Source organism: Streptomyces sp. AC602_WCS936 (assembly GCF_019049125.1).
Classification (GTDB): domain Bacteria; phylum Actinomycetota; class Actinomycetes; order Streptomycetales; family Streptomycetaceae; genus Streptomyces.
The window spans coordinates 365,363-387,756 of sequence record NZ_JAGMUF010000137.1 but is presented as its reverse complement, the minus strand read 5'-3'; the positions used below and the strand labels follow the sequence as shown (position 1 = coordinate 387,756).

Here is a 22,394-nt window from a genome sequence, read left to right as displayed (position 1 = left end):
GCGCCGGGGTGGGGGTGTTCGTAGCGGCGGACCGGCTCCCCGGTGGCGCGGTCGATGTGGGAGAGGCGGTTGATCCGGCAGCGGGTCAGCACCGCGTGATCTAGACCGGTCCCAGCCGCTGCTTCCAGCGCAGGTGCACGATCTTGCGGACCTGCGGCTGAGTGGTCCGGGCCGGGCTCCGGTGAGGCCGTGAGGACCGGTCGGCCATCGCGGCCGGCCCTGATTCGGCGTACCGGTCGGCCCATCGCCTGGCGGTGGGCCAGGACACGTCGTAGCGCTCGGCCGCACGGGCGACCGGCCATCCCTCATCCACAATCAGACGCGCCAGGCGAAGACGTGCACGGGGCGTCAGAGCGGCGTTAGCGTGAGACACGAAGGCCTCCTGGTTGGCGGAGCGGTTCCTCGACAGCTCCACTCCACAACCGGAGGCCTTCGCCGTCCTACAAGTTCAGACCGTGTCGTCGCACAAACTCGACCAACCTGGCTGGGCAGTACACCTAGGTCGTGTCCTGCACCGCCTGCGCCGGCTCGACGAACAGTGGAGGGCCCCCGGACGCGTCCCCGTACAGGTGCCGTGGCCTCTGTACCGCCGGCGGCGGTGGCGCCGCCCGACCGTTCCTCAGGCCGGGGCGGCGGGCGCAGGCCGGGGTGCTGGTTCCAGTGCCTGACCGGGGACGGCCGGGCGGATGCCGAAGCGTCGGTAGCCGGGAGTCGTCTCGAAGATCGTCACCCGGGAGTCGGTGTAGTAGGTTCGCTCGCGCCAGTCGCCCTCACCGATCGTGTAGGTCCGCTCCCCGTCGTCGAACTTGGCCAGCAGATGGCGCTGGCCGTAGAGGGGCGTGCGCCGGGGGCCGGGCCTGAGGAGTGTGGCGGAGTCGAAGTCGACCGGGCCCTCCCCGTAGTGGAGCCGCGTCCACTGGAGAGCCAGGTAGGCCCCCACGGAGGGACTGACGCCGCGGGCGATGGCCCCTTGCTCCGTACGGTTGTTCATCACCCCGGGCACGCGCAGGCACGCGGTCAGGGCATCCGCGAGCCGCCGGTTGTAACCGCGTGCCCCGGAAATGACCAGCCCGGTGAACGGCTTGGCCTCCCCACCGGCAACCACCCACATCCTCCATCGCGCCGCGCCGTCCTCCTCCGCGTCGCGTTTCAACGCGTCGATCGCAGCGGAGACGGGGGACAGCCCGGCCCACTTGACGCCCTGGTAGCTCCTGAGCAGCCCGTACCACTGCGGCGAGGTCAGGTGGGGCACCAGCAGGACGCGAGGGTCCCAGCCCTGACCTCGCATGAAGGTCGCGGCGTCCTGGAGGGCGACCGCCGCCTGCACGATGGCCTCACGAGGCGGCAGCGGGACGATGTCGACGGCTTCGGCGGCCTGCCGGTGAAGACCGGTCGCCTGGTCAAGCACGTCGTACTCGGTCGGGGCCCCGCCGCCGACCGGCACCCGTCCGGTCGGGACCAGGATGTCGAAGCGCAGCAGCACGGCCACCATGGGAACGGCGTAGAGGACGTTGGCCGCCGGACGGCTCCCGCCGGCGCCCCGGAACCGGACGAGCTGTTGCTCCACCAGGATCCCCGCCACCCGCCCGTGCCCGTCGTCGAGCAGGACCGCGCTTCCCGAGTACGAGCTGTAGTCCTTGATCGTCTCGTTGACGTGGAGCTGCATGGCGAAGACGTTGCCGCCGCTGCGGGTCCGGTACGGCCGGCCGGCCGAGGTGACCTGTCCCGTCAGCTGCGGGTCGGTGGCCGTGACGGGCAGAGAGACGCGCCAGCGCTCGCCGTCAGCGATGGTGGTGACGGGCGAAACGTGAGGCGTGTCCGCATCCAGGTGCAGTACGGCCACGTCCAGTCCGGCATCGGACTCCACCTGGACCACGCCGATGTCCCCCGCGCCGCCCTCCAGCCGCAGCACGATGTCCTCGGGCGCGTACCCGTCGACGACGTGCGCCGCGGTGACCGCCCTGCGGCGCGCGATGACGACGCCGCTGCCCCGGGCCAGCCGGCGTCCGTCGCGTGTGATGACGACTCTTCCCTGCACTCAGGCCTCCCCCGGGTCCGGCGCCGACCTGGCGAACCGCACCGTGATGCCCAGCGCCGCCTCCGCACCGATCTTCGAGATCACGACCCCGGCCTCGGCCTTTAAAGTCAGCGAGAAGTCGACCTCGACTTCCTGAGCCGACCAGCCGGACGCGCTCGGCAGGTCGCGGATACTCGCCAACGCAGCCGCCGTTCCGGCACGGATGCCCTGCCTGACGTCGGTCATCCGGTCTCGCAGCCGGTCGGTGAGCTGGTCGGCGGTCGATATCTGACTTCCGTCGTCCGGGTTCTGCAGGACGATCGAGACGTCCCACACATCGTCTTCCGGGGCCGGCCCCTGCGTCGGACGCGCACCGTCGGTCATGGCGACTCGCCTCCACTGGTCGTTGACGGATCGGACGCGAGCACCCGCCAGTACGGTGCCCATGCGAGGGAGTCACTCCGGACGGCGAGCAGTAAGTCCCGGAAACCGAGCCGAGCGACGACTCGCTCCGCTTCGTCCGGACTGCCCCCAGCTTCCCCCTTTGGGAAAGCTGCATACCCCTGTCCCCCTCGCCTCACACCCCAAGCCCGACGCCCGGCAGCCGATGCGGCGCCGACTGTCTGCTCTCCTCGGAGCAGTGCGTGAATCGAGATACCGATCATCGGAAGCGCCGAGATGTTCTCCTGGGGCGCGGACGTGTGGGACAGGCCCGGCCGCGAGTCCGCGCAGCTGTACTGCGGCCGGCTCACCACCGACCTGCCGGTCTACTCGCCCACGACGCTCAACCTGAAGACGTACCTGCACATCCCGACGGCCGGGCCACCCATCCGGCTGCACCCGTGCCCGCAGAGCCTGCGGCAGCAAGTAGGGCTGCGAGCAATGCTGGTGAAGGCGGGCTCGGAACACGGGGGCGGCGCGCTTGCCCTGGCATTGACCTGGGCAGCAATGCTGAGCGGGACTGTAGTGGCGGTACTGTCGGCCGTGCTTCCGTACTCACTGGAGTTGGCCGCATGCGTGGGCGCGGCCGGTGGTTGACGGTCCGGGGTGGGCGCAGGGACCGGTGTGGTCGGCGGCGCCCACGATCTTCTGATCCAAGACCGGGTCAGCGGCGGCCCCCGGGGGGTGGCCGACGTATGACGGTCCCCGCCTCGCCCGGTGCACGACCCATGCGGGGCCGTCCTCCCGACCCCCGTGGCGGGAGGGCGGCCCCGGGCCCTGTCCGGTGACCGGCCCGGTCAGTACAGCTTGTCGACGGCCGTGCTCGTGGTCTTCTTGAAGGCGGCCACGGGCGCGTTCCCGAAGTCGCCCATCTGTCCCCACCGCACGACGGTGACGGTCCTGCCGTCCCGCCCGACCGACAGCAGGGCGATGTCTGTGGCGCCCCACGACGTCTCGGTGTGCAGGCCGCGGACGCGGGCGCCCTCCTCGACCGGCAGCCTGCCGTAGTCCCGGCCCTCGGCCTCGACGTCGGGCGAGGACTCCTCGATGCGGTCGGCGCAGGTGCGGATCAGGTCGTCGTAGTGCTTCGCCAGGGCCTTGGCCTGGGCGGCTGTGCCCGTCACGACGGTCAACTGCACTGCGCTGGTGTCCAGGTCGGTCCAGAACTCCCGGTGCCGGTAGTCGTAGGCGGGCACGCCCTCCGTGCTCACGCAGAGGCCGAGTCCCTCCGGGAACCCGTCGGTGACCGGCCCGGCGGTCCAGGACGACGTCGGGTGCGGCGGCAGCTGGGACGCCGACAGGAACTTGGGTGCGGCGGTCTTCGGCGCGGCGCCGGCGGCAGGTGCCGTGAGGACCGTGCCCGCCGTGAGGGCGGCGGCGGTGAGTGCGGTGAGAGCGCTCGTTCGGATGCGCAGGGACATGGGTGTTCCCCCGTGGATGAGTGCATGGACGTGGATGCCGCGGCGAGGCCGGCTCGTCGGCCCGGGCCTGGTCGGTGCGGCACCAAGAGCATCCGCGGTCACAGTGGCCGGGCGCAACAGCCGACGGCCGATCGGGCACGGTGGAACCATCCCAGCCCGTCTGACGTGCAGGTACATGGGTGCCTGGGATGCCGTCCCGGGCCGGGCGGGGTCGTACGAGGACCGGGGGGACCTGTGTCGGCACAGGACGACGGCGACGGCATCGACGAGGTGGCCGAGTTCGCGGCGCTGCTGCGGGCGCTGAAGGAACGCACGGACCGGAGCTATGGCTCGCTGGCCCGCCGTCTGGGCATGAACACCTCGACGCTTCACCGCTACTGCGCGGGCGACACGGTGCCGCTCGGCTTCGCCCCCGTGGAACGCTTCGCGGCCCTGTGCGGGGCGACCTCGGAGCAACGCCTGGAACTCCACCGCCGTTGGCTCCTGGCAGTGGCGGCCCGCCGTCGGCCTCGTACGGCGGGGGCGGCAAAGACCCCGCCCGACACCACGGCGGCGGAAGCGCTGAACGACGCGGCGGACGACGGGCCGGGCGCAGCGGTGGAGGGCATCACCGGGCCGGACACGACGCCGAACGCCGACGGCGGTCCGGTCGCCACACCGGACGCCGCGCCGAACGCCACCAGCAGCCCGGTCGCCGAAACGCACCCTTGGCCCAGGCCGCCCGGCGTGCCCGCGGCCCCGCACCGCCCCTGGTACCGCCGTAGACGTCTCGTGGTCGGGCTGGCCTCCGTCTGTGCCGTGCTCGCGACGCTCGGGGCCCTGTCGGCGCTGCCGGACGGGCGGCGGGCGTCCGCCGACGGTCCTGCCCGGGTCGGCGGTCCGACGGCGTCCGGTACGGCGGAGGCCAGGGCGCCCGAGCGACGGGACGCCTCACCCAGCCCGAGCGACACCCCCACCTCCGAGCGGCCCTCGGGCACCGCCACTCCGCAGAACGAGCCGGGCACTTCCCGGCCGCCCGGCGCGACATCCGCTCCGCCTCACGGCGAACAGCCCGCCGGGTTTCCGCTCACCTGGTCCGTCGACTCCCACGAGTGGAAGCTGGGTTGCGGTCACGACTACGTCATCGACAAGCCGCCGAGCGAGGTCCCCCCTCCTCCCGCCCCGCAGGACGCGGCGCCGTGGGCGGCGGCGCAGAGCGCGGTGCACGGCCGCGAAACGCTCGTGCGACTGTCGGTTCAGGGGCGCAGCGACACGGCCGTGGTGCTGGAGGCGCTGCGCGTGCGCGTGGTCGGCCGTACGGCGCCGGCCGAGGGCAACGCCTACGCCATGGATCAGGGCTGCGGCGGCTCGATCACTCCCCGGTACTTCGCCGTGGACTTGGACAAGGACCGACCCATCGCCCGCGCGGTCGCCGGGAACGACTCCGGCACGCCGATCCCGGCCGTGCGCATGCCCTACCGTGTCTCGGCGAAGGACCCCGAGGTGCTGCTGGTCACGGCCGAGACCAGCTCGTGCGACTGCCGCTGGTACCTGGAGCTGGACTGGTCCTCCCAGGGCCGCGAGGGCACCGTGCGCATCGACGACGACGGTCGCCCGTTTCGCACCAGCGCCATCGCGGACCTGCCCCGGTACATGTACGACACCCTGGGTCGCCGGTGGGAGCCCTACAGGTAAGGACAGGCACGATGCCGGCCGCGGTAAGAGCACGATCATCACCTGGCCGCGGCTGAGGCCGATCCGCTCCTACGACCGCGGTGTGCTGTCCGAGCGCCACGTGGTGAGGCGAGGGTGCCCCGGCAGTTCGGCGCGGCCGGTGGCCCACAGCAGGGTGAGCCAGGGATCCGCGCCCCCCGGAGCCTCGGGAAACAGACGGGCGAGCACTCGCGAGCAGAGAGCGGAGGGCGGGGTCCAGGCAAGACCGAGGCCTTCCGCCACATCGTGCGTGTGCACCAGCGTCTCCTGCACCCCCAGCGCCGCGAAGCCTTCGGGGTCCGACACCCCGGCGGCGTGGTGGGCGCGGACGCGGGGCGGCGTCGTACGCACCATGGCGACCAGCAGCGCGCCGCACGCCTCCAGCACCTGCATCAGGCCGGCCGGACCCGCATCACGCTCCGCGTAGACGAAGACCATGGGTCCGTCCGGCCGCTTCCGGCGCAACGCGAAAGGCACATGGGTGTCCAGCGGCGGGCTCTGCGGCCCCAGTTGCACGGCGTAGTACAACAGGTCGTTGGCGAGGTGCTCGACGGTCTCCCAGCAGTCCCACTCCAGCGAAGCGGCGTTACCGCCCCACCCCTCCGGTGGTGCGTCCTGGAGGACGCCCACGGCGAGGCGCACGGCAAGGTCGACGTCGTCCGCGGTGACCGGAGACACGACTGAACCGGATTCGACTGATCGAGACATGACAGCACCGTATCGCGCGGGAAGAGGGCGAACCCGCTACCGGCGGTGGAAGAGCCCATGGACCGTCTCCTCTTCTACGTTTCTCTACGCACCGGTGCCATACACGACCGGTCACCCGCGCGGCCATGGGCGGCCGTCACACAGGACCCTCGGCAGCGCTGGATGTCGGGACCATGCCAATGCGGCATCGGGCGCCGGACGATGCAACACCGCGCGAATGCGGAATCCCACCGTCCCCGGGTTCACGAACGTGACCCCCACCCCTCAGGAGACAGTCCCATGTCACAGCCGCACCTTCCGCGCCGCCTTGCCGGGGGCATCCGCCGCTGGGCCGCCGCGGCGGCGGGTGCCCTGGCCCTCACCGCCGGCCTCCTCGCGGCCGGCCCACAGGCGTCAGCCGCGAGTCTGATCCAGGTCTCCGGGTTCGGCACCAATCCCGGAAACCTGTCCATGTACGCGCACGTGCCCGACGCCCTCCCGACCGGTGCTCCACTCGTTCTCGCCCTGCACGGCTGCACACAGAGCGCAAGCGACTACCACGCCCACTCGGGTTGGTCCACGTTCGCCGACCGTTACGGATTCGCGGTGGTCTATCCCCAGACGACCAGCGCCAACAACGCCAACTCCTGCTTCAACTGGTTCGAGGCGGGCGACAGCGCCCGCGGTCGGGGCGAGGCCCTGTCGATCAAGCAGATGGTCGACAAGGCGGTCGCCCAGTACGGCAGCGACCCCGGACGCGTCTACATCACCGGCCTGTCGGCCGGCGGCGGCATGACGGCCAACATGCTCGCCGCCTACCCCGACGTCTTCGCCGGCGGATCCGTCGCCTCGGGCCTGCCCGCACGCTGCGCCGAGGCGCTGACCGCGGCCTACACCTGCATGTACAGCCCACCGGACAGGACGCCCGCACAGTGGGGAGACCTCGTGCGCTCCGCCGCACCCGCGGGCACCGCCTCCTGGCCGCGCGTGGCGATCTGGCAGGGCACCGCCGACACCACCGTCCGGCCCGCCAACGCCACCGAACTGCGCGACCAGTGGACGAACGTGTGGGGCATCGGGCAGACACCCTCCGACACCCGGAACCTCACCGGTGGCACCACGGTGACGACGTACGACGACGCGTCCGGCCGACCCGCGGTCGAGGTGTACTCGGTCTCCGGCATGGCCCACGGACTCGCCGTCGACCCCGGCAGCGGCACCGAGCAGTGCGGCACCGCCGGAACCTACTACCCCGACACCATCTGCTCCAGCTACCACACCGCCCGCTTCTGGGGCCTCGACGGGGACGGCGACAGCGACGGCGGCGAGAACCCGGGAACACTCCCCGCCCCCGCCGGGCTGACCGTCACCGCGACCACCGACACGACCGTCGCCCTGACCTGGGAAGCAGTCGCCGGAGCGAGCTACTACACCGTCCACCGCAATGGCACCAAGGTGAGCACCACCGCGTCCTCCCACTACACCGACACCGGCCTGGCCACCGGCACCACCTACAGCTACACCGTGACCGCCACGGACCCCGCGGGCACCGCCGGCGCGGCCTCCCCGGCGGTCATCGCGACCACCACCGGGTACACGCCCACGTGCCACACGGCGAGCAACTACGCCCACACCACGGCCGGAAGGGCCTACGCGAGCGGTGGCCTCACCTTCGCCGAGGGTTCCGGCCAAGCCATGGGACTGTGGAACACGTTCACCATCCACACCCTCCAGCAGACCGCACCCGGCCACTACGTGATCGCCGACGAGGCGTGTCCCGCCTGACGGATACGACGACTCAGGACGCAGGCCGAGAAGGGACCCGACCGGTCACATGAGTGACCATCACCCTTGATGCATTCGTTCGTAACCTTCTCCCTCCGACACCGTGGTAGCGGAGGGAGGCGGCAGGGAGGGCTCCGACAGGGTTCTGAACAGCAGCCAGGCCAGCACGGGCATCAGGATCAACGGGGTCAAGGCCGTCTGGAGTGTCGTCCAGTCGGCCAGCGTGCCGATGACCGGACTGCTCAAGCCGCCGATGCTCACGGTGAGGCCGAGCGTGATGCCGGCGGCGGTGCCGACCCGCGAGGGGAGATAGTCCTGACCGAGGGTCACCTGGAGCGAGAAGGGGACGTACAGTCCGACCGAGGTCAGGGCGACGAACACGTAGAGGGCCGGTCCCGGGACGAGGACCAGCCCGGCCATCGACGCGGCCGTCACCAGGTACGACCAGCCCGCGACCCGGACCCGGCCCCAACGGTTGGCCAGCCAACCGCCGAGAACGCTGCCCACCGCACCTCCGAGGTACAGCAGGAACAGCGCGGCCGTGCCGGCGATCCTGCTGCCGTCCACGCGCTCGGCCGCGTAGAGCGAGATGAACGTGCTGAGGCCGACGAACGCGATGGAGCGGCACACCACGGCCAGGGAGAGCCGTACGAACGACGCGACGTCGTCCCGGGGCCTCGCGGAGGGCTTGGCCGTCTCGGACACCCGGGACTCCAGTGCGCGCAGCACGGGCAGGCACAGCGCGGCACCGACCGCGGCCGGCAGCAGGAGCAGCGGTGTCAGCCGTAGTCCGCCGACGGCTACCACGGCAGCGACGGCGAGCGGCGCCAGCGCGAAGCCGAGATTGCCGCCGAGCGAAAACCACCCCATCGCGCGGTGACTGCCACCGCCGGCGATCCTGGCCACCCGCGCGGACTCCGGGTGGTACGCCGCCACTCCGATCCCGGAAACCGCGACGACCGCGAGCGTGACGACGTAGGACTCGCTCAGCCCGCTCAGTGCGATGCCCAGGCCCGCGAGCAGGGTGCCGACCGGGAGCAGCCAGGTTCTGGCCCGGCGGTCGGTGAGCACACCGAACAGCGGCTGAGCCACCGAGGACAGCAACGAGGACGCGAGCACGACCCCCGAGACGGCGGCATAACCGTAGGCGCGCTCGGAGACGAAGAAGGGCACGAGGGCGGCAACGGCCCCCTGGTAGACGTCGACGCAACCGTGCCCGACGGACAGCAGAGTGATCGAGAGGTTTCTTCGCACCTCGTCATCCTGCGTGGCACTCGGCACGTCGCGCTTCCGATAAACTGCCAGACAATGACGGAAGTCCGCCATACCCCTGTGGCTCCCACCCGCACCCAGCACCTGGCCGCCGGCGGGGAGATCGACGCGCATCGTCACGACGACCACCAGATCGTCTACGCGGGCCGGGGAGTACTGACCGTCTCCACCAGCGCCGGTTCCTGGGTCGCCCCGGCGACACGCGCCATCTGGGTTCCGGCCGGCACCGTCCACGCCCATCAGGCACACGGTGACCTCGAACTGCACCTGGTCGGACTGCCCGCGCGAGAGAACCCACTGCGCCTGGACACCCCCGCCGTACTCGCGGTGAGTCCGCTGCTGCGCGAACTGATCATCGCCTACACCCGCACCGAGAACCACGGCAGCCCGGAGTCGATGCGACTGCGCGGCGTCCTCCTCGACCAGCTGCGGATCTCGGTGCACCAGCCCCTGCACCTGCCGACCCCGTCCCATCCGTTGCTGCGCACGCTCTGCGACCTCCTTCGCGCCGACCCTTCGGACAACCGCACCCTCGCCGAACTGGGCCGGGAGGTCGGAGCGAGCGATCGCACCCTCTCCCGCCTGTTCGGCAGAGACCTCGGGATGACCTTCCCCCAGTGGCGCACTCAGCTGCGCTTGCACCGTGCGCTGGTGCTGCTGGCCGAGCACACGCCCGTGACCCAGGTGGCGAACCAGTGCGGGTGGTCGTCCACCAGCGCCTTCATCGACGTGTTCCGCCGTGCGTTCGGCCACACCCCGGGGACGCACGCGCGGTGACCGCCGCCGGCCGCGAACGGATCACTGCCGGTACGGAGTACGTCCGCGGCATCGTCTCCTGCAACGACGCGGGCACCCTGTCGAACACGGTGTGGGCTCCCAGCCGTTCAGCCGCACGCTCGTCGAGCGGTCTGGCCAACAACGCGCCGCGACAACCCAGTTGGCACCGCGCGGACACCGGCCACCGCCATGGCCATCGGCGGGCAGTCGATGCATGATGGAACGATGAGGTTCCGTCGACGGCGCACCGAGGATCGCGGCCGTCACGTGCTGGCTGCCGCACTCTACGAGCGCGACACCCGGGCCCGTGAGCGGATCGACCGGTGGTGGGCGGCCGGTGGAGCCCTCCGCGACGAGGTTTGGCGCGGCGCGTGGTTCCTGCTGTCGGCGGCGTACTTCAGGTTCGGCAACCACGAGCGTCCGGAGCAGGTCGTTCCGGTGTTGGAGTTCCTGCTCGAGTCCGATCCCACGTCGCCGTACCAGCCGCAGGTCCGGCTGACCGCCTGTCTCCCGCAGACCGCCGACGATCCGCCCAGCGGCGTGTACAGGGGCGATCCGGAGGTTCGGCTCCTCGTCGAAGCCGCGCTGAGGTTCCCCGATTCCGCATTGCGACAACGGTTGGCCGAACTGTTGTCCGTTACCGACCAGCCCGGCCTGCTGGATGCCCTGGAAACGGAATTCCGGCCGCGTGCCCGGCTGGGCCCGACCTATACCGGCGCGGCACCACCGGGCCAGGAGACCCGGTGCGCCCTGTGGCACGGAGGCGAACCGAATCCGTTCCTGGAGATCGTCTGCGCCAACCCCAATCTGCCTCGGCCCCCCGTCCAGCCCGGCGACATCGACCTGTCTTTACTCGCGCTCGTGAAGGACCGGCCCGATCTGCTGCCGGCGTTCGCACAGGGCGCCCTGGCCGTACGACTCCTGGAGTATCTCGGCACCTGGCTGCCGGAAGAGGTCCACGACCGGTGTCGCCGCGCGCTGCGTGACCTGGTGACCGAAGAAGGTGTCATGGCAGTGTGCGACCGGGCCATGCTCGGTGACGCCGAGGCCGTCGCCGCCGCCCGCGACGCCGGACACCGGCCGCCCGTCCCGATCTTGACTCCCCTTTTCCTGCTCCTCACCCGGCAGTTCGAGGCCTATCGCGAGGCGGATCCGGAAGGGCGGGTCCTCCAGGTGACGTGCTCCATCGACGAACTGGGAATCGAGGAACACGTCATCGTCGATCGGGTCCTGGAGCTCCTGGACACGGACCTGCCGGACGACGTGGCCGCAGCCGTACGGCTGTCCCTGCGCGACCTCGGTCGTCCCTTGAACGACCTCTCGGTCGAGGACGACGGACGCCGGGACCTGCGGACGGCCGTCCTGGACCGCGCGACCATGCTCGACCCGGAGGCGGTCGCGGCCGTGGTCGACGCGGGCTATCTACCCGCGAACGACGACCGGGACCTGCTCCCCCTGCTCTTCCTCACCGGACAGTTCGAGCGGTACGACCGCGAAGACCCGACCGGCACACGGTTACGCGCCATCCTCACCGAGTGGCGCTACTGGTACGAGCACGAGCCGTTCCGGACCGTCGCGGAGCGGGCGGGACGCCCAGACCCCTGGCCTCCCGAGGAGGAGACGCCGACGAGCGACCGGACGTCGACCCGCCACGCCACCACTTGGCCGAGCAGCTACGGCGCCGACGGCTACGGAGGCCACTTCTGATCCGATGGTTCCGGCATCGGCACATCGAGCCGACTGCCGAACCTTTCCCGCCGGCCGAGGGCAGCGTGCTGGTGTTCAACGGCCGTCGCACGGGTCGCCGCCCGCGGGTACCGGCACGTTGTCGGCCGCCAGGCAGGAGGAGTACACCCGTGGAGGTGTAGGCCGCGGCTTCGGATCCGCCTCGGCGCTCACAACGACGATCGCCACGACAGCGACGCACGTCAGCCCCCCTGTCGCGGCGAGCCCTGCGGCGCGGCTCACCGGTCGCCGCCGAAGTGGTCGCGGAGCTCGTCGCCGCAGTCGTCCGCGCCGACCCGGGTTCGGGTGAAGGCCACCAGACCCTCGTCCTGGCCCTCCTCCTCCGCCTTGGCCAACTGCCTCTCGACGTCCGCGATGTACTCGGCGCACTCGGCGCTGACGGGCTCTTCGCGCCTGTCGGACCGCGGGTCGGGCTGCGGGTCGGGCGCCGGGGAGGTGTCCAGTGCGGCGGTGGCGGCGATACCGGCCGCGCACAGCACTGCCCAAGCGGCGACCCACACCCGGCGACTTCTCCGTAACGGCTTCAGCATCCGTACATCCTACGAGCGCCGCACGGGCCGGCACTCGACGCGGGGCTGACCCCGTTTCGCGAGCGCGGAGGACGGCAACCGCACCTGGACACACCGGCTCCTGGAAGCCGCCCCCTTTCCGCGGTTCACGCGGCAACAGCCCGGATACGGAACGTCAGCCCGTCCGGGCCGGTCAGACAGCGAGGTCCGGGCTCCTCGGGGTCGTGCGTCGCAACGAAGTCAGCGCAGTTGGGGACTGTGCCGAGCATGTCCCGGTAGAAGCGGCGGGCCTGCTCGGGACAGGGGCAGGCAATCCCCGGCGTCGAACGGCGCGAGCACGAGTTGGGCACCGGCCGCGGTGGCGGCTTCGGTGCGGGCCTCGATGTCATCGACGGCCCGGTAGTAAGCGATGTGCGCAGGAGTGCCCGGCGGATAGAGCGACGAGCTGAGGTCGCTCACGCCGCCGATCTGATGACCGTCGGCGAAGATTCTGGTCGCACGGGTCACTCGATCCGCCGATCCAGGCGATTGACCGGCTCTCCGTCGATCACCACGGGCACACCGGCCATGCTTGGCACGCTCGCCAGGCGGAGCCTTCATAGTCGATCTCCCGGACCGTTCCGTAGGTGTCGCCGGGCCGTACGCGTTCGGCGGATCCCACGGCCCTTCGGCCCTTCGGCCCTGATCCCCTCAGGCCTCGGGGTCGCGCAGGCCGACGCAGTCCGAGGCCCAGAAGGCCTCCGAGTAGACGAAGGTGCCCGTCATCCACGGTTCGTGCGCGGACAACCGGGCAACCTGAAACGCGGCCTCGGGGATACGCAGCGACGGCGAACGGAAGCCCACAGCGCCCGCGGCCTCGAAGCCGCGCGTGCCGTAATAGCGCGGCGAACCCTCCAGGAACACCAACGGCACACCCTGGCTGTCGGCCGCCTCGAGGGCGTGAGCGATGAGCTGCGTACCGATGCCCTGGCGCTGAAACTCCGGGACCACGCCCAGCGGTGACAGCGACAGGACGTCCACGATCCGGCGCGGAGCGTCCAACCGCGTCGCGCTCAGCAGGACATGCCCGACGACCCGGTCATCAACGACAGCGACGAAGGACATCGGCGCCAATGCGGCCTCCGCAACGCGAAGCGCCTCCACAAGCCCGGGAACGCGAACGCTGTCACCGAAGGCGCGCGTATGAACCTCGCGCACCTCTCGGTGATCGTCAGGGGTCTCCTGCCGGATCACTGGCCCGACACTGGCGGGAGCGATCCGGGAGCCCGCAGGTGCATCGTGTGACGTCATGCCCGCGAGAGTAGATCGCGGGACGGCTCGTGCGCGAGGCAATTGAGCACCGGGGCAGGATCGCTTCGGGGAGCAGGCGAGAACCGCTGGGGCCGACAGTCAAGGGCCACATCGGCCCAGACTGCTCAGCACTACGCGGCGCTCAGCCCGCCCCGCCGTCGAGCAGCCAGTGGTAGCGCAGGCGCAGCGCCCGTTCCGTGCTGGCCGCCACGGTGGCTAGCCCGACCACGGCGTTGCCCCAGGCCGGCAGGTCGACGGGCGAGGTGAACGTCCCGACGTACTGGGCGACGCCCTCCGGCGAACGGGTGACCTGCTCGGCGAGCTGGAGGACCAGGAGAACCAGGCCGATGACCAGCACGGTCGACGAGAGGAATGCCGTACAGCGGCTCAGTGCGGGGTGGGCGCGGTCGAGGCGCGCGGCGTCCCTCGGCGGAGGCGGGGTCCGGGACGAGTTGGTGTGCGGTCCCCTCGGCGGTGACGTAGTGGCAGCGCTTGAGCCCGAAGGCGCTCGTCCTCACCTCGACGGTGCCGCCCCGGACGGGGAAGACGGCGGGGACTCTTGACTCGGCGTGGTGCCTGCCGTCGAGGTACAGGTGGACCCTGACGTGGCCCGTCGACTGATTCTGATGCCTGACGTCGATGGTGTAGACCGTCTGCCGGCCGTCGTCGGTCAGCTGGAGGTGGAAGAGGGCGCGGGTGAGCGTCTGCCACCAGCGGAAGCGTTTCAAGGGTCGCCCGTCCCCTGGTTCGACCCGCCGCACGGCCCGACGATGCCGCCACTTGTCGAACATGCCTCGTACTCCCGTCACTCGACCGGTTCCGCCGCGCAGGCGAGGTCTTGGGGCGGGCGCTGCCCGTCGGTGAGGAACGTCGTCACCGCGTCCTTCGCGCAGGTGTTGGGGCCGAAGGGATAGACGCCGTGCCCGCCCTGGTCGGCCGTCACCATCGTGGCCCGGGCCCCGAACGCCCGCCGCAGCTTCCGGGCGCCGACCAGGGGCGTTCCGGGATCGCGCTCGTTCTGCACCATGAGCACGTTCGACGGGCCGCGGTCGCCGATGCGCACCGGCGGCTCGACCCGTTCGTCGGGCCAGAAGGCGCACGGTCCGATTCCGGCCGTGGCTCCGCCCAGCATCGGGTACCTCAGCCGGTCTGCCGCGACGTTGCGCTGGTACTCCCGTACCGTCTGCGGCCAGCGGCTGTCGCCGCAGATCACCGAGAAGCGGGCCGACATGAAGTTCTCCATGCCGGGGAACGGCGGGGTGGGGGGCGGTGGTTGGTTCGTGTCGAGTGCCTGCCAGGTCTTGGCCACCAGCGGCAGGTCCGCGTCGCTGTAGAGGCGGTCGAAGGTGAAGCCTCGGAACGATGTCGCGTCGAAGCCCTGGACGGGCTCCGTCTCCAGCCGCGCCGCGATTTCGAAGAACTTCGCCCTCACCTGCTCGGGTGTGGTGCCAAGGCCGTACTCGGGGTGCGCGGCCGCGAAGGCCGCGAAGTCCGGGAAGCGGTCCTCCATTCCTCGGGCGAGCAATCGCATGGCCGTGACGTCGTAGCCGCCGGGGCCCAGGTTGCTGTCGAGCACGATCCGGTCGCCGCGCTTCGGGAACATCGTCGTGTACACCGCACCGAGGTAGCTGCCGTAGGAGGCACCGAGGTAGGAGAGCTTCGGCTCGCCCAGCGCCGCCCGGATCCGGTCCATGTCCCGGGCCGTGTTCGCGGTGGTGGTGTGCGGCAGCATCCAGGCTGTCCGTGAGGTGGCGCACTGCTCGGCGACGGTCCGCGCCTTCGGTGCCTCCCGCGCGACGTCGGCGGCGGTGTGCGCGTACGGCGGGACGTTGCCCCGTGCCTGCTGCTCCGGCGTCAGGTCGCAGGTCACCGGTGTGCTGCGGCCGACGCCTCGCGGATCGAAGCCGATCACGTCGTAGGAGTCCAGCACCTCCCGCGGCAGCCCGGTGGCGGCGAGAACGGCCGGGTAGCCGAGTCCCGTGATGCCGGGGCCGCCCGGATTGGTCAGGAGCACGCCGCGGCGTCGGGAGGGCTCCTGGCTCGCCAGCCGGGACATCGCGATCTCGATCTGCCGGCCCTGCGGATTCCGGTAGTCCAGTGGGACTTCGAGTGTCGCGCACTCCAGAGTGGGCGGGGCGGGCGCGCCGGCGGGCTCTGCGGCCTTCGCCGGTGCTGCCCTCTCCGAGCACGGACCCCACCGCACGGAACCGGGCGTCGCCGCCGCCGGCAGTCCCGGGTTCGTGGTCACCGCCATCGCGGCGGCGAGGGCGAGGGCGAGGGACAGGGTTCGGTGCATCGGATGTCCTCCTGAGGTGTGCACGAGGCGCACAGGTGGGGCGCTGGGGCGAGCGGGCAACCGATCGTCGTCCCGGACGGCTCGACGAGTCTGTCCGTGCGACACCGGCCGGCACATCGGCTCGGCGGCTGGAGTCGTCCTCGTCCGAAGTCGGGAGCGGCATTCGACTCTGGTCGAAGGACGCGTCGGCCCCCGGTCTGACTCACCGGCCGTTCGTTTTCGCGACAATGGCCGGGTGAATACGGATGTGGCGCCACGGCTCGGGGGGTGGCAGCAGACTTGGCGGCTGGCGGCGGCCGCGGCGGTGGGCGTTCCGACCTGGCTCTCCGTCGGTGTGCTGCTGCGGTGGCAGGAGGCCGATCCGGGTTCCTGGTTCCGCGTCGGCGATCCGCTGGTGGCTCTCGGTTGTCTGACGGTGCTGCTGTGGCGGCGGCGGTTCCCGCTCGCCGTCGCGCTGACGGTCGCGATCGCCTCGCCCGCGTCCGCACTCGCCACCGGTGCCGCGCTCCTGGCGCTGGCGTCACTCTCCGCCCGTCGCCGTCCGGTGGAGATCGCGGTCGTCTCGCTGGCCTTCGTGACCGCGTCGCAGTTCGCCGTCGGGCTCTACCCGGTCGCGAGGCCGCCCGGCTCGCTGTGGTTCCAGTTCGCGTTCCCGACGCTGACCGCGGGCATCGCGGTGGCGGCGGGTCTGGCCGTCGGTGCGCGGCGTGTGGAAGTGCGGTCCCTGCGGGAGCGGGCGGAGATCGCGGAACGGGAGCAGGCCGCACGAGCGGATCGGGCCCGCGCCCTGGAGCGCAACCGGATCGCCCGCGAGATGCACGACGTGCTCGCGCACCGGATCTCCCTGGTCGCCATGCAGGCCGGAGTGCTGGACCACCGCAGCGACCTCGCGGCGGAGGAGAACCGCGTGCTGGTCCGCGGCATCGCCGACGGCTCCCACCAGGCCCTGGAGGAACTGCGGGACGTCCTCGGCGTGCTCCGGGCCGACCCGGGCCGCCCGGAACCACCCCAGCCCTCCCTCGACCGCGTCCCCGACCTGGTCACCGACGCCCGCGCGTCCGGGCTCGACGTCACCCTCACCACCATCGTGACGGGGACACCGTCCGACGTGGCCGGACGGACCTGCTACCGGATCGTCCAGGAAGGTCTGACCAACGCCGCCAAACACGCCCCCGGCACGCGGGTGCACGTCACCGTCGAAGGAAGCGCGGGCGACAGACTCGACGTCAGCGTCCGCAACTCCCCGGCGACCGCGAAGAGTCCACGGCCACCGGCATCGGGATTCGGCCTGCTCGGTCTCACCGAGCGGGTCGGCCTCGCCGGCGGTGAACTGGACCACCAGCCCACACCCGACAACGGGTACGTCCTCACCGCCCGACTGCCCTGGCCGAACCCCACGCACGAGAGGAACACCTGAGTGGACAGCGAGCGGGAGCCGGTGCGCGTCGTCATCGTCGACGACGAACAGCTGGTGCGCATGGCGCTTCGGCTCGTCATCGACGGCGAGCCGGACCTGACCGTCGTCGCGGAGGCGGCCGACGGGGACGCCGCGATCACCGTGGTCGACGAGCAGCGGCCGGACGTCGTCCTCATGGACGTGCGCATGCCCGGCCGGGACGGCCTCAGCGCGACCCGCGAACTCCTCACCCGACCGACGCCGCCCCGGGTACTGATGCTGACCACGTTCGATTCCGACGATCTGGTGCTCGGCGCGCTGCGTGCCGGGGCCCTCGGGTTCGTACTCAAGGACACCCAGCCGGCGCGGATCCTCGACGCGGTGCGGACCGTCGCGGACGGCAATCCGGTGCTGTCACCGGCGGCCACGGCACGGGTGATCGCCGCAGCCACCGGCCCGCGGTCCGCTCACGCCCGCAGCTCGTCGCGCGAGGCCGCACGGGCGCGGCTCGCCGCACTGACCGAACGGGAACTCGACACCGCTCGGGCCATCGCCGACGGACTGGGCAATCCGGAGATCGCCCAGCGGCTGCGCATCAGCGTCGCGACCGTCAAGGCGCACACGGGCAGCCTGTTCGCCAAGCTGGCGGTCGAGAACCGGGTGCAGATCGCGCTGGTGGTCCGCGACGCGGAGGAGTGAGCGGCCTACTTCCAGGCGCGGTCCAGGAAGTCGGCGATCAGCGGGGCGATCCCCCGCAGGTGCGTGTCGAGGGCGAGGTGGGACGTGTCGAAGAGGTGGAGTTCGGCATCGGGCCGGTCCCGCAGGCAGGCGCGGGCACCGGGTTCCGTGAAGAAGAGGTCGTTGCGGCCCCAGGTGGTCAGGGTGGGCGGCGTGTGCCGGCGCAGCCAGGCCTGTCAGCGGCCGTAGCTGTCGATGTTGGAGCGGTAGTCGAGCAGCAGGTCCGGAAGCCGATCGGCGCCCCGTAGTCGAAGACGTACATGACGAACCGGTCCAGTCCGAGTCGCTGGACGAAGCCTTCCGTGACGTCGGCGAGCCGGTCGAAGCGGTGGGTGAAGCCGTCCGGTACCTCGGTGCGGCCGAAGCCCGGATGGTCCGGGGCGATCAGGCGGTACCGCGATCCGATCACGTCCAGCGGCCGGCGGGACCGGTGGGAGCTGGACGGGAAGCCGTGCAGGAGCAGCAGGACCGGAGCGTCGGCCCGGTCGGGCAGCGACCCCCGCTGGAAGACACGGACACCGTCGATGTCCCCATGGCGATGGGCAGTTGGCGATCTACCTGGTCAACACCCGCCCCAGCACCGGTGACCTGCTCACCGCCGAGGCGGATCTCCGTTCGTGGTGGACGCTCCAGGCCGACCGGCTTCCGGAGGCACCGCCGCCGGACCTCACCGCCGCCGACCTGGCGCCCGCCCTGGCCGTCCGGGAGCACACCACCCGCGCGCTGGGGCACGTCCGCCGGAGCGAGGCTCCTTCGACCGCCGACCCGGCCGGGCTCAAATGGGCGCAGCGTGCCGCGCCCGCGATCCGTGAACTGGTCCGGGACGGCTCGAAGGTGGTCACGCGGCTCAGCAGGGAGGGCCACCCCGGCATCCGACTGGCGGCCTTCCTCTCGGAGGCCGCCGCCGAACTGCTCGCCGACCCAGCGGTCGCCAGGGTCCGCGAATGCGAGGCCGAGGACTGCGTACCGCTCTTCCTGCCCCAGCATCCGCGTCGCCGCTGCTGCTCGGCCGGCCGCTGCGGCAACCGCGTCCGCGTCGCAGGGCACTACCAGCGGCACAAGCCCGGACAGCCGGGCGTCCAGGACCATGCCGGTTCACCGACCCGGGAGTCCGCCGGCACCCTCGTAGATGACCCGCCCCGGGTCTGTAGAACGCCGCACCGGGGTTGATCTCTTCGTCTTAGACGTCGGGGTCGATGGTCGAGGGGTTCGGTGTACGCGGCGTCGTACCAACTGTCGTGACGAGTCCGAATACGCCGGTGAAGTGGCCTCGGCTGTTCCGGTGCGGTGACTGGAACCGTACGAACTGGACTGCCTCACCGTCACTTTCGATCACCCCCATCGGAACACCCTCCCACCTCTTCCCTCATGCTCCGCCCGGCTTCTCCCCGAACCTCATTCGCTACAGAGTTGTCCCATGGCCGCCATCCTCATCCTGATCCTCCTGCCCCTCCTGGTCGGACTGTGGTTCTGGAGCCGTCCGCTGTTCTCCGGCACGTGGCGGCACAGCGCCGCGTGGTTCGCCTGGAGTGCGCTGCTCCTGCTGCTGGGCGCCGGCGTCACCTATCTCGCCGGCTCCCTCGCTGGGGCGTCCCTCGATCCGGAGGAGGCATGCCACCGCGCGGGCGAGCCCTACGACCGGGCGTATCGCAGGGCGAACTTCGAGGAGTACACGCGCTGGTTCCCGCTGCACGACAAGTGTCACGCGGGCTACGACCTGGTGCCGGTCTGGGTGAACCCGGTCTTCGTCGCACTTCTCGTACTGGCGCTTGTCTGTCTGGGCTACACCGTGGGGCTGGCCGTCGTCCAACTCCGGAACGGGAAGAGGGGCATCCCACGGACGTCACGGACGACCTGATCGGGATCGGATATTCGGTGTTGTCCCCGCCCCGTGAGGACACAAGATGGTGTGCATGACTCTGGCCACCCCCGTACTGCACACCGCTCGCCTGCGACTGCGCCCCTTCACCGCCGCCGACGCCGACCCCCTCTTCGCACTGCACAGCAGCGCGTACGTGATGCGTTACTGGGACTCCCCGCCGTGGAAGGAGCGGGTCCGCTCCGCGCGCTTCATCGCGATGTGCCAGAGGTTCGCGGACGAGGGCACGGGTGCGCGGGTGGCCATCGACCGTGCTTCTGACGGGGCCTTCGTCGGCTGGTGCTCACTGACCGAATGGAACCCGGACTACCGCAGCGCCTCATTGGGCTACTGCCTCGACGATGCCGTGTGGGGCCACGGCTACGCGACGGAGGCCGCGCACGCCTTGCTGCAGTGGGCCTTCGGCACACTGGACCTGAACCGGGTCCAGGCGGAGGCCGATACGCGCAACGTCGCGTCCGCCCGAGTACTGGAGAAGATCGGTTTCGTACGTGAAGGGACGTTGCGGGAGGAATGCATCGTGAACGGTGACGTCTCCAACACGTGGGTGTTCGGGTTGATCAGGCGCGAGTGGCAGCCGTCGACCATGCCGAATTGACCCCGGGAGACGTGGCGGCGCCCGACCAACCGGGGTCGCCCGACTTCGCCCCCGGTCGCGGGCCCGCACGACGGCGTGCATCCACAGTCCCCGCCCGACGCCTTCGGCAGCAGACACTCATGCGTGCTGCGGTTCAACGGCGGACGACCACCGTCATGGTCGCGGATCGCCCCGGCGCGACAGGCACGGTCACACCGGTGCCCTCATGATCGGTCCTGAGTGGGAAGCCGAATGTGACGCGTGGGAGGACACTCGTGGTGGACAAGGACCGACAGATGGACGGCGAACGGCTGCACTGCCTGGTCACCGGGGCCTCCGGATACATCGGCGGACGGCTGGTGCCGGAACTGCTGCGGGCCGGTCACCGGGTCCGGTGTCTGGCCCGCTCCCCCGGCAAGCTCCGCGACCACCCCTGGGCACAGGACGCCGAGACGGTCGGCGGTGACGTCACGGACGCCGCGTCCGTCGCCGAGGCCATGCGCGGGATCGACGTCGCCTATTACCTGGTGCACGCGCTCGGCTCGGGATCGGGTTTCGAGGACACCGACCGCCGGGCCGCCCGGATCTTCGCCGAGCAGGCACACGCCGCGAGCGTCCGACGGATCGTCTACCTGGGCGGACTCACCCCGGCAGGCGTACCCGAGCGTTCCCTCTCCCCTCATCTGCGTTCCAGAGCCGAGGTCGGACGCATCTTCCTGGAGGCACCGGTGCCCGCCACGGTGCTGCGGGCGGCGGTCGTCATCGGTTCGGGGTCGGCCTCGTTCGAGATGCTGCGCTATCTCACCGAGCGCCTCCCTGTGATGGTGACCCCCCGTTGGGTGCACACGCGCACGCAACCGATCGGAGTCCGAGACGTACTCCGTTACCTCGTCGGTGCCGCCGGCATGCCGCCCGACGTCGACCGAGCGTTCGACATCGGTGGGCCGGACGTCCTCACCTACCGGGAGATGATGGGCCGCTACGCGGCCGTCGCCGGGCTGCGGCGACGGCTCGTCGTGCCGGTGCCGGTCCTCACCCCACGGCTCTCCAGCCACTGGGTGGGCCTGGTCACGCCGGTGCCCGCCTCCATCGCCCGTCCACTGACCGAGTCGCTGCGCCACGAGGTCGTCTGCCACGAGCACGACATCGCCCGCTACGTGCCCGACCCGCCCGGCCGGCCGCTGCCCTTCGACGAGGCCCTGGCACTCGCGCTGTGCAAGGTCCGGGACGCCCAGGTGGCCACCCGCTGGTCGTCCGCGGCCGTGCCCGGTGCCCCCAGCGACCCGCTGCCCACCGATCCCGACTGGGCCGGCGGCAGTCTCTACCAGGACGAACGCCACCTGCCGGTCGACGCACCCCGCGCTTCGCTGTGGAAGGTCGTCGAAGGCATCGGCGGCGACAACGGCTGGTACTCCTTCCCGCTCGCCTGGGCGGTCCGCGGCTGGCTCGACCGGTTCGTCGGCGGGGTCGGCCTGCGCCGCGGCCGTCGCGACGCGGAGCGCCTGCGGGTCGGTGACTCGCTGGACTTCTGGCGGGTCGAGGAGATCGAGCCGGGCCGTCTGCTGCGACTGCGCGCCGAGATGCGCCTGCCCGGACTGGCCTGGCTCGAGATGTACGCCGAGACGGACACCGACGGGCGCACGCGCTACCGCCAACGTGCCCTGTTCCATCCTCGCGGCCTGCTGGGCCACGCCTACTGGTGGAGTGTCTCGCCGTTCCACGCGGTCGTCTTCGGCGGCATGGCCCGCAACATCGCCCAGGCCGCCGCCAAGGGGATGAGCGCACGCGGGCCCGCGGTGCGCACCGGCCGCGCCAGGCGTTCCCACTCCCGGAAGGACCTTCGTCAGTGAACGACCGCCGCGGTACTCCCC

The 22,394-nt window shown here is 71.2% G+C and carries 21 protein-coding genes and 2 pseudogenes; 11 read left to right on the top strand and 12 right to left on the bottom strand.

The window, feature by feature from the left end; translation table 11 throughout:
• The 3 genes and pseudogenes from KUM03_RS38030 to KUM03_RS38020 all read right to left on the bottom strand — a co-directional run.
• Nucleotides 1–373 (bottom strand): annotated as a pseudogene (locus KUM03_RS38030) (helix-turn-helix domain-containing protein); the annotation flags it as partial.
• A gap of 246 nt (nucleotides 374–619) precedes the next feature.
• A complete protein-coding gene (locus KUM03_RS38025; protein WP_217255167.1) occupies nucleotides 620–2,038 on the bottom strand; it encodes a serine protease in 1,419 nt (472 codons plus the stop codon).
• Nucleotides 2,039–2,401: a CU044_2847 family protein gene (locus tag KUM03_RS38020; protein WP_217255166.1), complete on the bottom strand. Its 363-nt coding sequence runs from the start codon at nucleotides 2,399–2,401 to the stop codon at nucleotides 2,039–2,041.
• A gap of 294 nt (nucleotides 2,402–2,695) precedes the next feature.
• Between KUM03_RS38020 and KUM03_RS38805 the strand changes: the two genes are divergently transcribed.
• A complete protein-coding gene (locus tag KUM03_RS38805; protein ID WP_254400432.1) occupies nucleotides 2,696–3,055 on the top strand; it encodes a DUF2199 domain-containing protein in 360 nt (119 codons plus the stop codon).
• 200 nt (nucleotides 3,056–3,255) lie between these two features.
• On the opposite strand, the gene KUM03_RS38005 is transcribed toward KUM03_RS38805, so the two are convergent.
• Nucleotides 3,256–3,879: a hypothetical protein gene (locus tag KUM03_RS38005; RefSeq protein WP_217255165.1), complete on the bottom strand. Its 624-nt coding sequence runs from the start codon at nucleotides 3,877–3,879 to the stop codon at nucleotides 3,256–3,258.
• A gap of 234 nt (nucleotides 3,880–4,113) precedes the next feature.
• Here KUM03_RS38005 and KUM03_RS38000 point away from each other — a divergent pair, with 234 nt between their 5' ends.
• Nucleotides 4,114–5,553: a helix-turn-helix domain-containing protein gene (locus KUM03_RS38000; protein WP_308406498.1), complete on the top strand. Its 1,440-nt coding sequence runs from the start codon at nucleotides 4,114–4,116 to the stop codon at nucleotides 5,551–5,553.
• Nucleotides 5,554–5,622: 69 nt separating this feature from the next.
• Here KUM03_RS38000 and KUM03_RS37995 read toward each other — a convergent pair whose 3' ends face one another.
• On the bottom strand, nucleotides 5,623–6,279 hold the full coding sequence (locus KUM03_RS37995) for a hypothetical protein (protein ID WP_217255163.1): 657 nt from the start codon (nucleotides 6,277–6,279) through the stop codon (nucleotides 5,623–5,625).
• Between the two features lie 279 nt (nucleotides 6,280–6,558).
• Between KUM03_RS37995 and KUM03_RS37990 the strand changes: the two genes are divergently transcribed.
• Nucleotides 6,559–8,043 (top strand): PHB depolymerase family esterase, encoded by a 1,485-nt coding sequence (locus tag KUM03_RS37990; RefSeq protein WP_217255162.1) that lies wholly within the window; start codon nucleotides 6,559–6,561, stop codon nucleotides 8,041–8,043.
• 60 nt (nucleotides 8,044–8,103) lie between these two features.
• Here KUM03_RS37990 and KUM03_RS37985 read toward each other — a convergent pair whose 3' ends face one another.
• Nucleotides 8,104–9,297 (bottom strand): MFS transporter, encoded by a 1,194-nt coding sequence (locus KUM03_RS37985; RefSeq protein ID WP_217255204.1) that lies wholly within the window; start codon nucleotides 9,295–9,297, stop codon nucleotides 8,104–8,106.
• A 54-nt stretch (nucleotides 9,298–9,351) separates the two neighbouring features.
• Between KUM03_RS37985 and KUM03_RS37980 the strand changes: the two genes are divergently transcribed.
• A complete protein-coding gene (locus KUM03_RS37980) occupies nucleotides 9,352–10,092 on the top strand; it encodes a helix-turn-helix transcriptional regulator (RefSeq protein ID WP_217255161.1) in 741 nt (246 codons plus the stop codon).
• A 267-nt stretch (nucleotides 10,093–10,359) separates the two neighbouring features.
• Complete coding sequence (locus tag KUM03_RS37975) at nucleotides 10,360–11,799, top strand: hypothetical protein (protein WP_217255160.1); 1,440 nt, start codon at nucleotides 10,360–10,362, stop codon at nucleotides 11,797–11,799.
• Nucleotides 11,800–12,056: 257 nt separating this feature from the next.
• Here KUM03_RS37975 and KUM03_RS37970 read toward each other — a convergent pair whose 3' ends face one another.
• The 5 genes and pseudogenes from KUM03_RS37970 to KUM03_RS37950 all read right to left on the bottom strand — a co-directional run bounded on the left by KUM03_RS37970 (nucleotide 12,057) and on the right by KUM03_RS37950 (nucleotide 15,933).
• Complete coding sequence (locus KUM03_RS37970; protein WP_308406497.1) at nucleotides 12,057–12,338, bottom strand: hypothetical protein; 282 nt, start codon at nucleotides 12,336–12,338, stop codon at nucleotides 12,057–12,059.
• 249 nt (nucleotides 12,339–12,587) lie between these two features.
• Nucleotides 12,588–12,854 (bottom strand): hypothetical protein, encoded by a 267-nt coding sequence (locus KUM03_RS37965; protein ID WP_254400430.1) that lies wholly within the window; start codon nucleotides 12,852–12,854, stop codon nucleotides 12,588–12,590.
• A gap of 183 nt (nucleotides 12,855–13,037) precedes the next feature.
• A complete protein-coding gene (locus KUM03_RS37960; protein WP_217255203.1) occupies nucleotides 13,038–13,580 on the bottom strand; it encodes a GNAT family N-acetyltransferase in 543 nt (180 codons plus the stop codon).
• A 199-nt stretch (nucleotides 13,581–13,779) separates the two neighbouring features.
• Nucleotides 13,780–14,428 (bottom strand): annotated as a pseudogene (locus KUM03_RS37955) (hypothetical protein).
• Between the two features lie 14 nt (nucleotides 14,429–14,442).
• The gene (locus KUM03_RS37950) at nucleotides 14,443–15,933 is read right to left on the bottom strand and encodes an alpha/beta hydrolase (RefSeq protein ID WP_217255158.1); all 1,491 of its coding nucleotides are present in this window, start codon (nucleotides 15,931–15,933) and stop codon (nucleotides 14,443–14,445) included.
• A gap of 235 nt (nucleotides 15,934–16,168) precedes the next feature.
• Here KUM03_RS37950 and KUM03_RS37945 point away from each other — a divergent pair, with 235 nt between their 5' ends.
• The gene (locus KUM03_RS37945; RefSeq protein WP_217255157.1) at nucleotides 16,169–17,350 is read left to right on the top strand and encodes a histidine kinase; all 1,182 of its coding nucleotides are present in this window, start codon (nucleotides 16,169–16,171) and stop codon (nucleotides 17,348–17,350) included.
• Nucleotides 17,351–18,028, top strand: coding sequence for a response regulator transcription factor (locus KUM03_RS37940; protein ID WP_217255156.1), 678 nt, complete (start codon nucleotides 17,351–17,353; stop codon nucleotides 18,026–18,028).
• Nucleotides 18,029–18,206: 178 nt separating this feature from the next.
• Here the strand turns inward: KUM03_RS37940 and KUM03_RS39145 are convergent, their stop codons facing one another.
• On the bottom strand, nucleotides 18,207–18,482 hold the full coding sequence (locus KUM03_RS39145) for an alpha/beta fold hydrolase (protein ID WP_308406500.1): 276 nt from the start codon (nucleotides 18,480–18,482) through the stop codon (nucleotides 18,207–18,209).
• Between the two features lie 131 nt (nucleotides 18,483–18,613).
• Between KUM03_RS39145 and KUM03_RS37930 the strand changes: the two genes are divergently transcribed.
• The 4 genes from KUM03_RS37930 (at nucleotide 18,614) to KUM03_RS37915 (ending at nucleotide 22,373) form a co-directional block, all read left to right on the top strand.
• Nucleotides 18,614–19,237: an ABATE domain-containing protein gene (locus KUM03_RS37930; protein WP_217255155.1), complete on the top strand. Its 624-nt coding sequence runs from the start codon at nucleotides 18,614–18,616 to the stop codon at nucleotides 19,235–19,237.
• Nucleotides 19,238–19,484: 247 nt separating this feature from the next.
• Nucleotides 19,485–19,925 carry a hypothetical protein gene (locus KUM03_RS37925; protein ID WP_217255154.1) on the top strand — a complete coding sequence of 147 codons (441 nt, stop codon included), beginning with the start codon at nucleotides 19,485–19,487 and terminating at the stop codon, nucleotides 19,923–19,925.
• Between the two features lie 55 nt (nucleotides 19,926–19,980).
• Nucleotides 19,981–20,544: a GNAT family N-acetyltransferase gene (locus KUM03_RS37920; RefSeq protein WP_217255153.1), complete on the top strand. Its 564-nt coding sequence runs from the start codon at nucleotides 19,981–19,983 to the stop codon at nucleotides 20,542–20,544.
• 275 nt (nucleotides 20,545–20,819) lie between these two features.
• Nucleotides 20,820–22,373 (top strand): SDR family oxidoreductase, encoded by a 1,554-nt coding sequence (locus tag KUM03_RS37915; RefSeq protein ID WP_217255202.1) that lies wholly within the window; start codon nucleotides 20,820–20,822, stop codon nucleotides 22,371–22,373.
• The last annotated feature ends 21 nt before the right edge of the window (nucleotides 22,374–22,394 follow it).

Coding starts and splice junctions, on each gene's coding strand:
- KUM03_RS37925 (WP_217255154.1), top strand. CDS start 19,485: ATGGCCGCCATCCTCATCCTGATCCTCCTGCCCCTCCTGGTCGGACTG.
- KUM03_RS37915 (WP_217255202.1), top strand. CDS start 20,820: ATGGACGGCGAACGGCTGCACTGCCTGGTCACCGGGGCCTCCGGATAC.
- KUM03_RS38805 (WP_254400432.1), top strand. CDS start 2,696: ATGTTCTCCTGGGGCGCGGACGTGTGGGACAGGCCCGGCCGCGAGTCC.
- KUM03_RS37950 (WP_217255158.1), bottom strand. CDS start 15,933: ATGCACCGAACCCTGTCCCTCGCCCTCGCCCTCGCCGCCGCGATGGCG.
- KUM03_RS37990 (WP_217255162.1), top strand. CDS start 6,559: ATGTCACAGCCGCACCTTCCGCGCCGCCTTGCCGGGGGCATCCGCCGC.
- KUM03_RS37920 (WP_217255153.1), top strand. CDS start 19,981: ATGACTCTGGCCACCCCCGTACTGCACACCGCTCGCCTGCGACTGCGC.
- KUM03_RS38020 (WP_217255166.1), bottom strand. CDS start 2,401: ATGACCGACGGTGCGCGTCCGACGCAGGGGCCGGCCCCGGAAGACGAT.
- KUM03_RS38005 (WP_217255165.1), bottom strand. CDS start 3,879: ATGTCCCTGCGCATCCGAACGAGCGCTCTCACCGCACTCACCGCCGCC.
- KUM03_RS37995 (WP_217255163.1), bottom strand. CDS start 6,279: ATGTCTCGATCAGTCGAATCCGGTTCAGTCGTGTCTCCGGTCACCGCG.
- KUM03_RS37980 (WP_217255161.1), top strand. CDS start 9,352: ATGACGGAAGTCCGCCATACCCCTGTGGCTCCCACCCGCACCCAGCAC.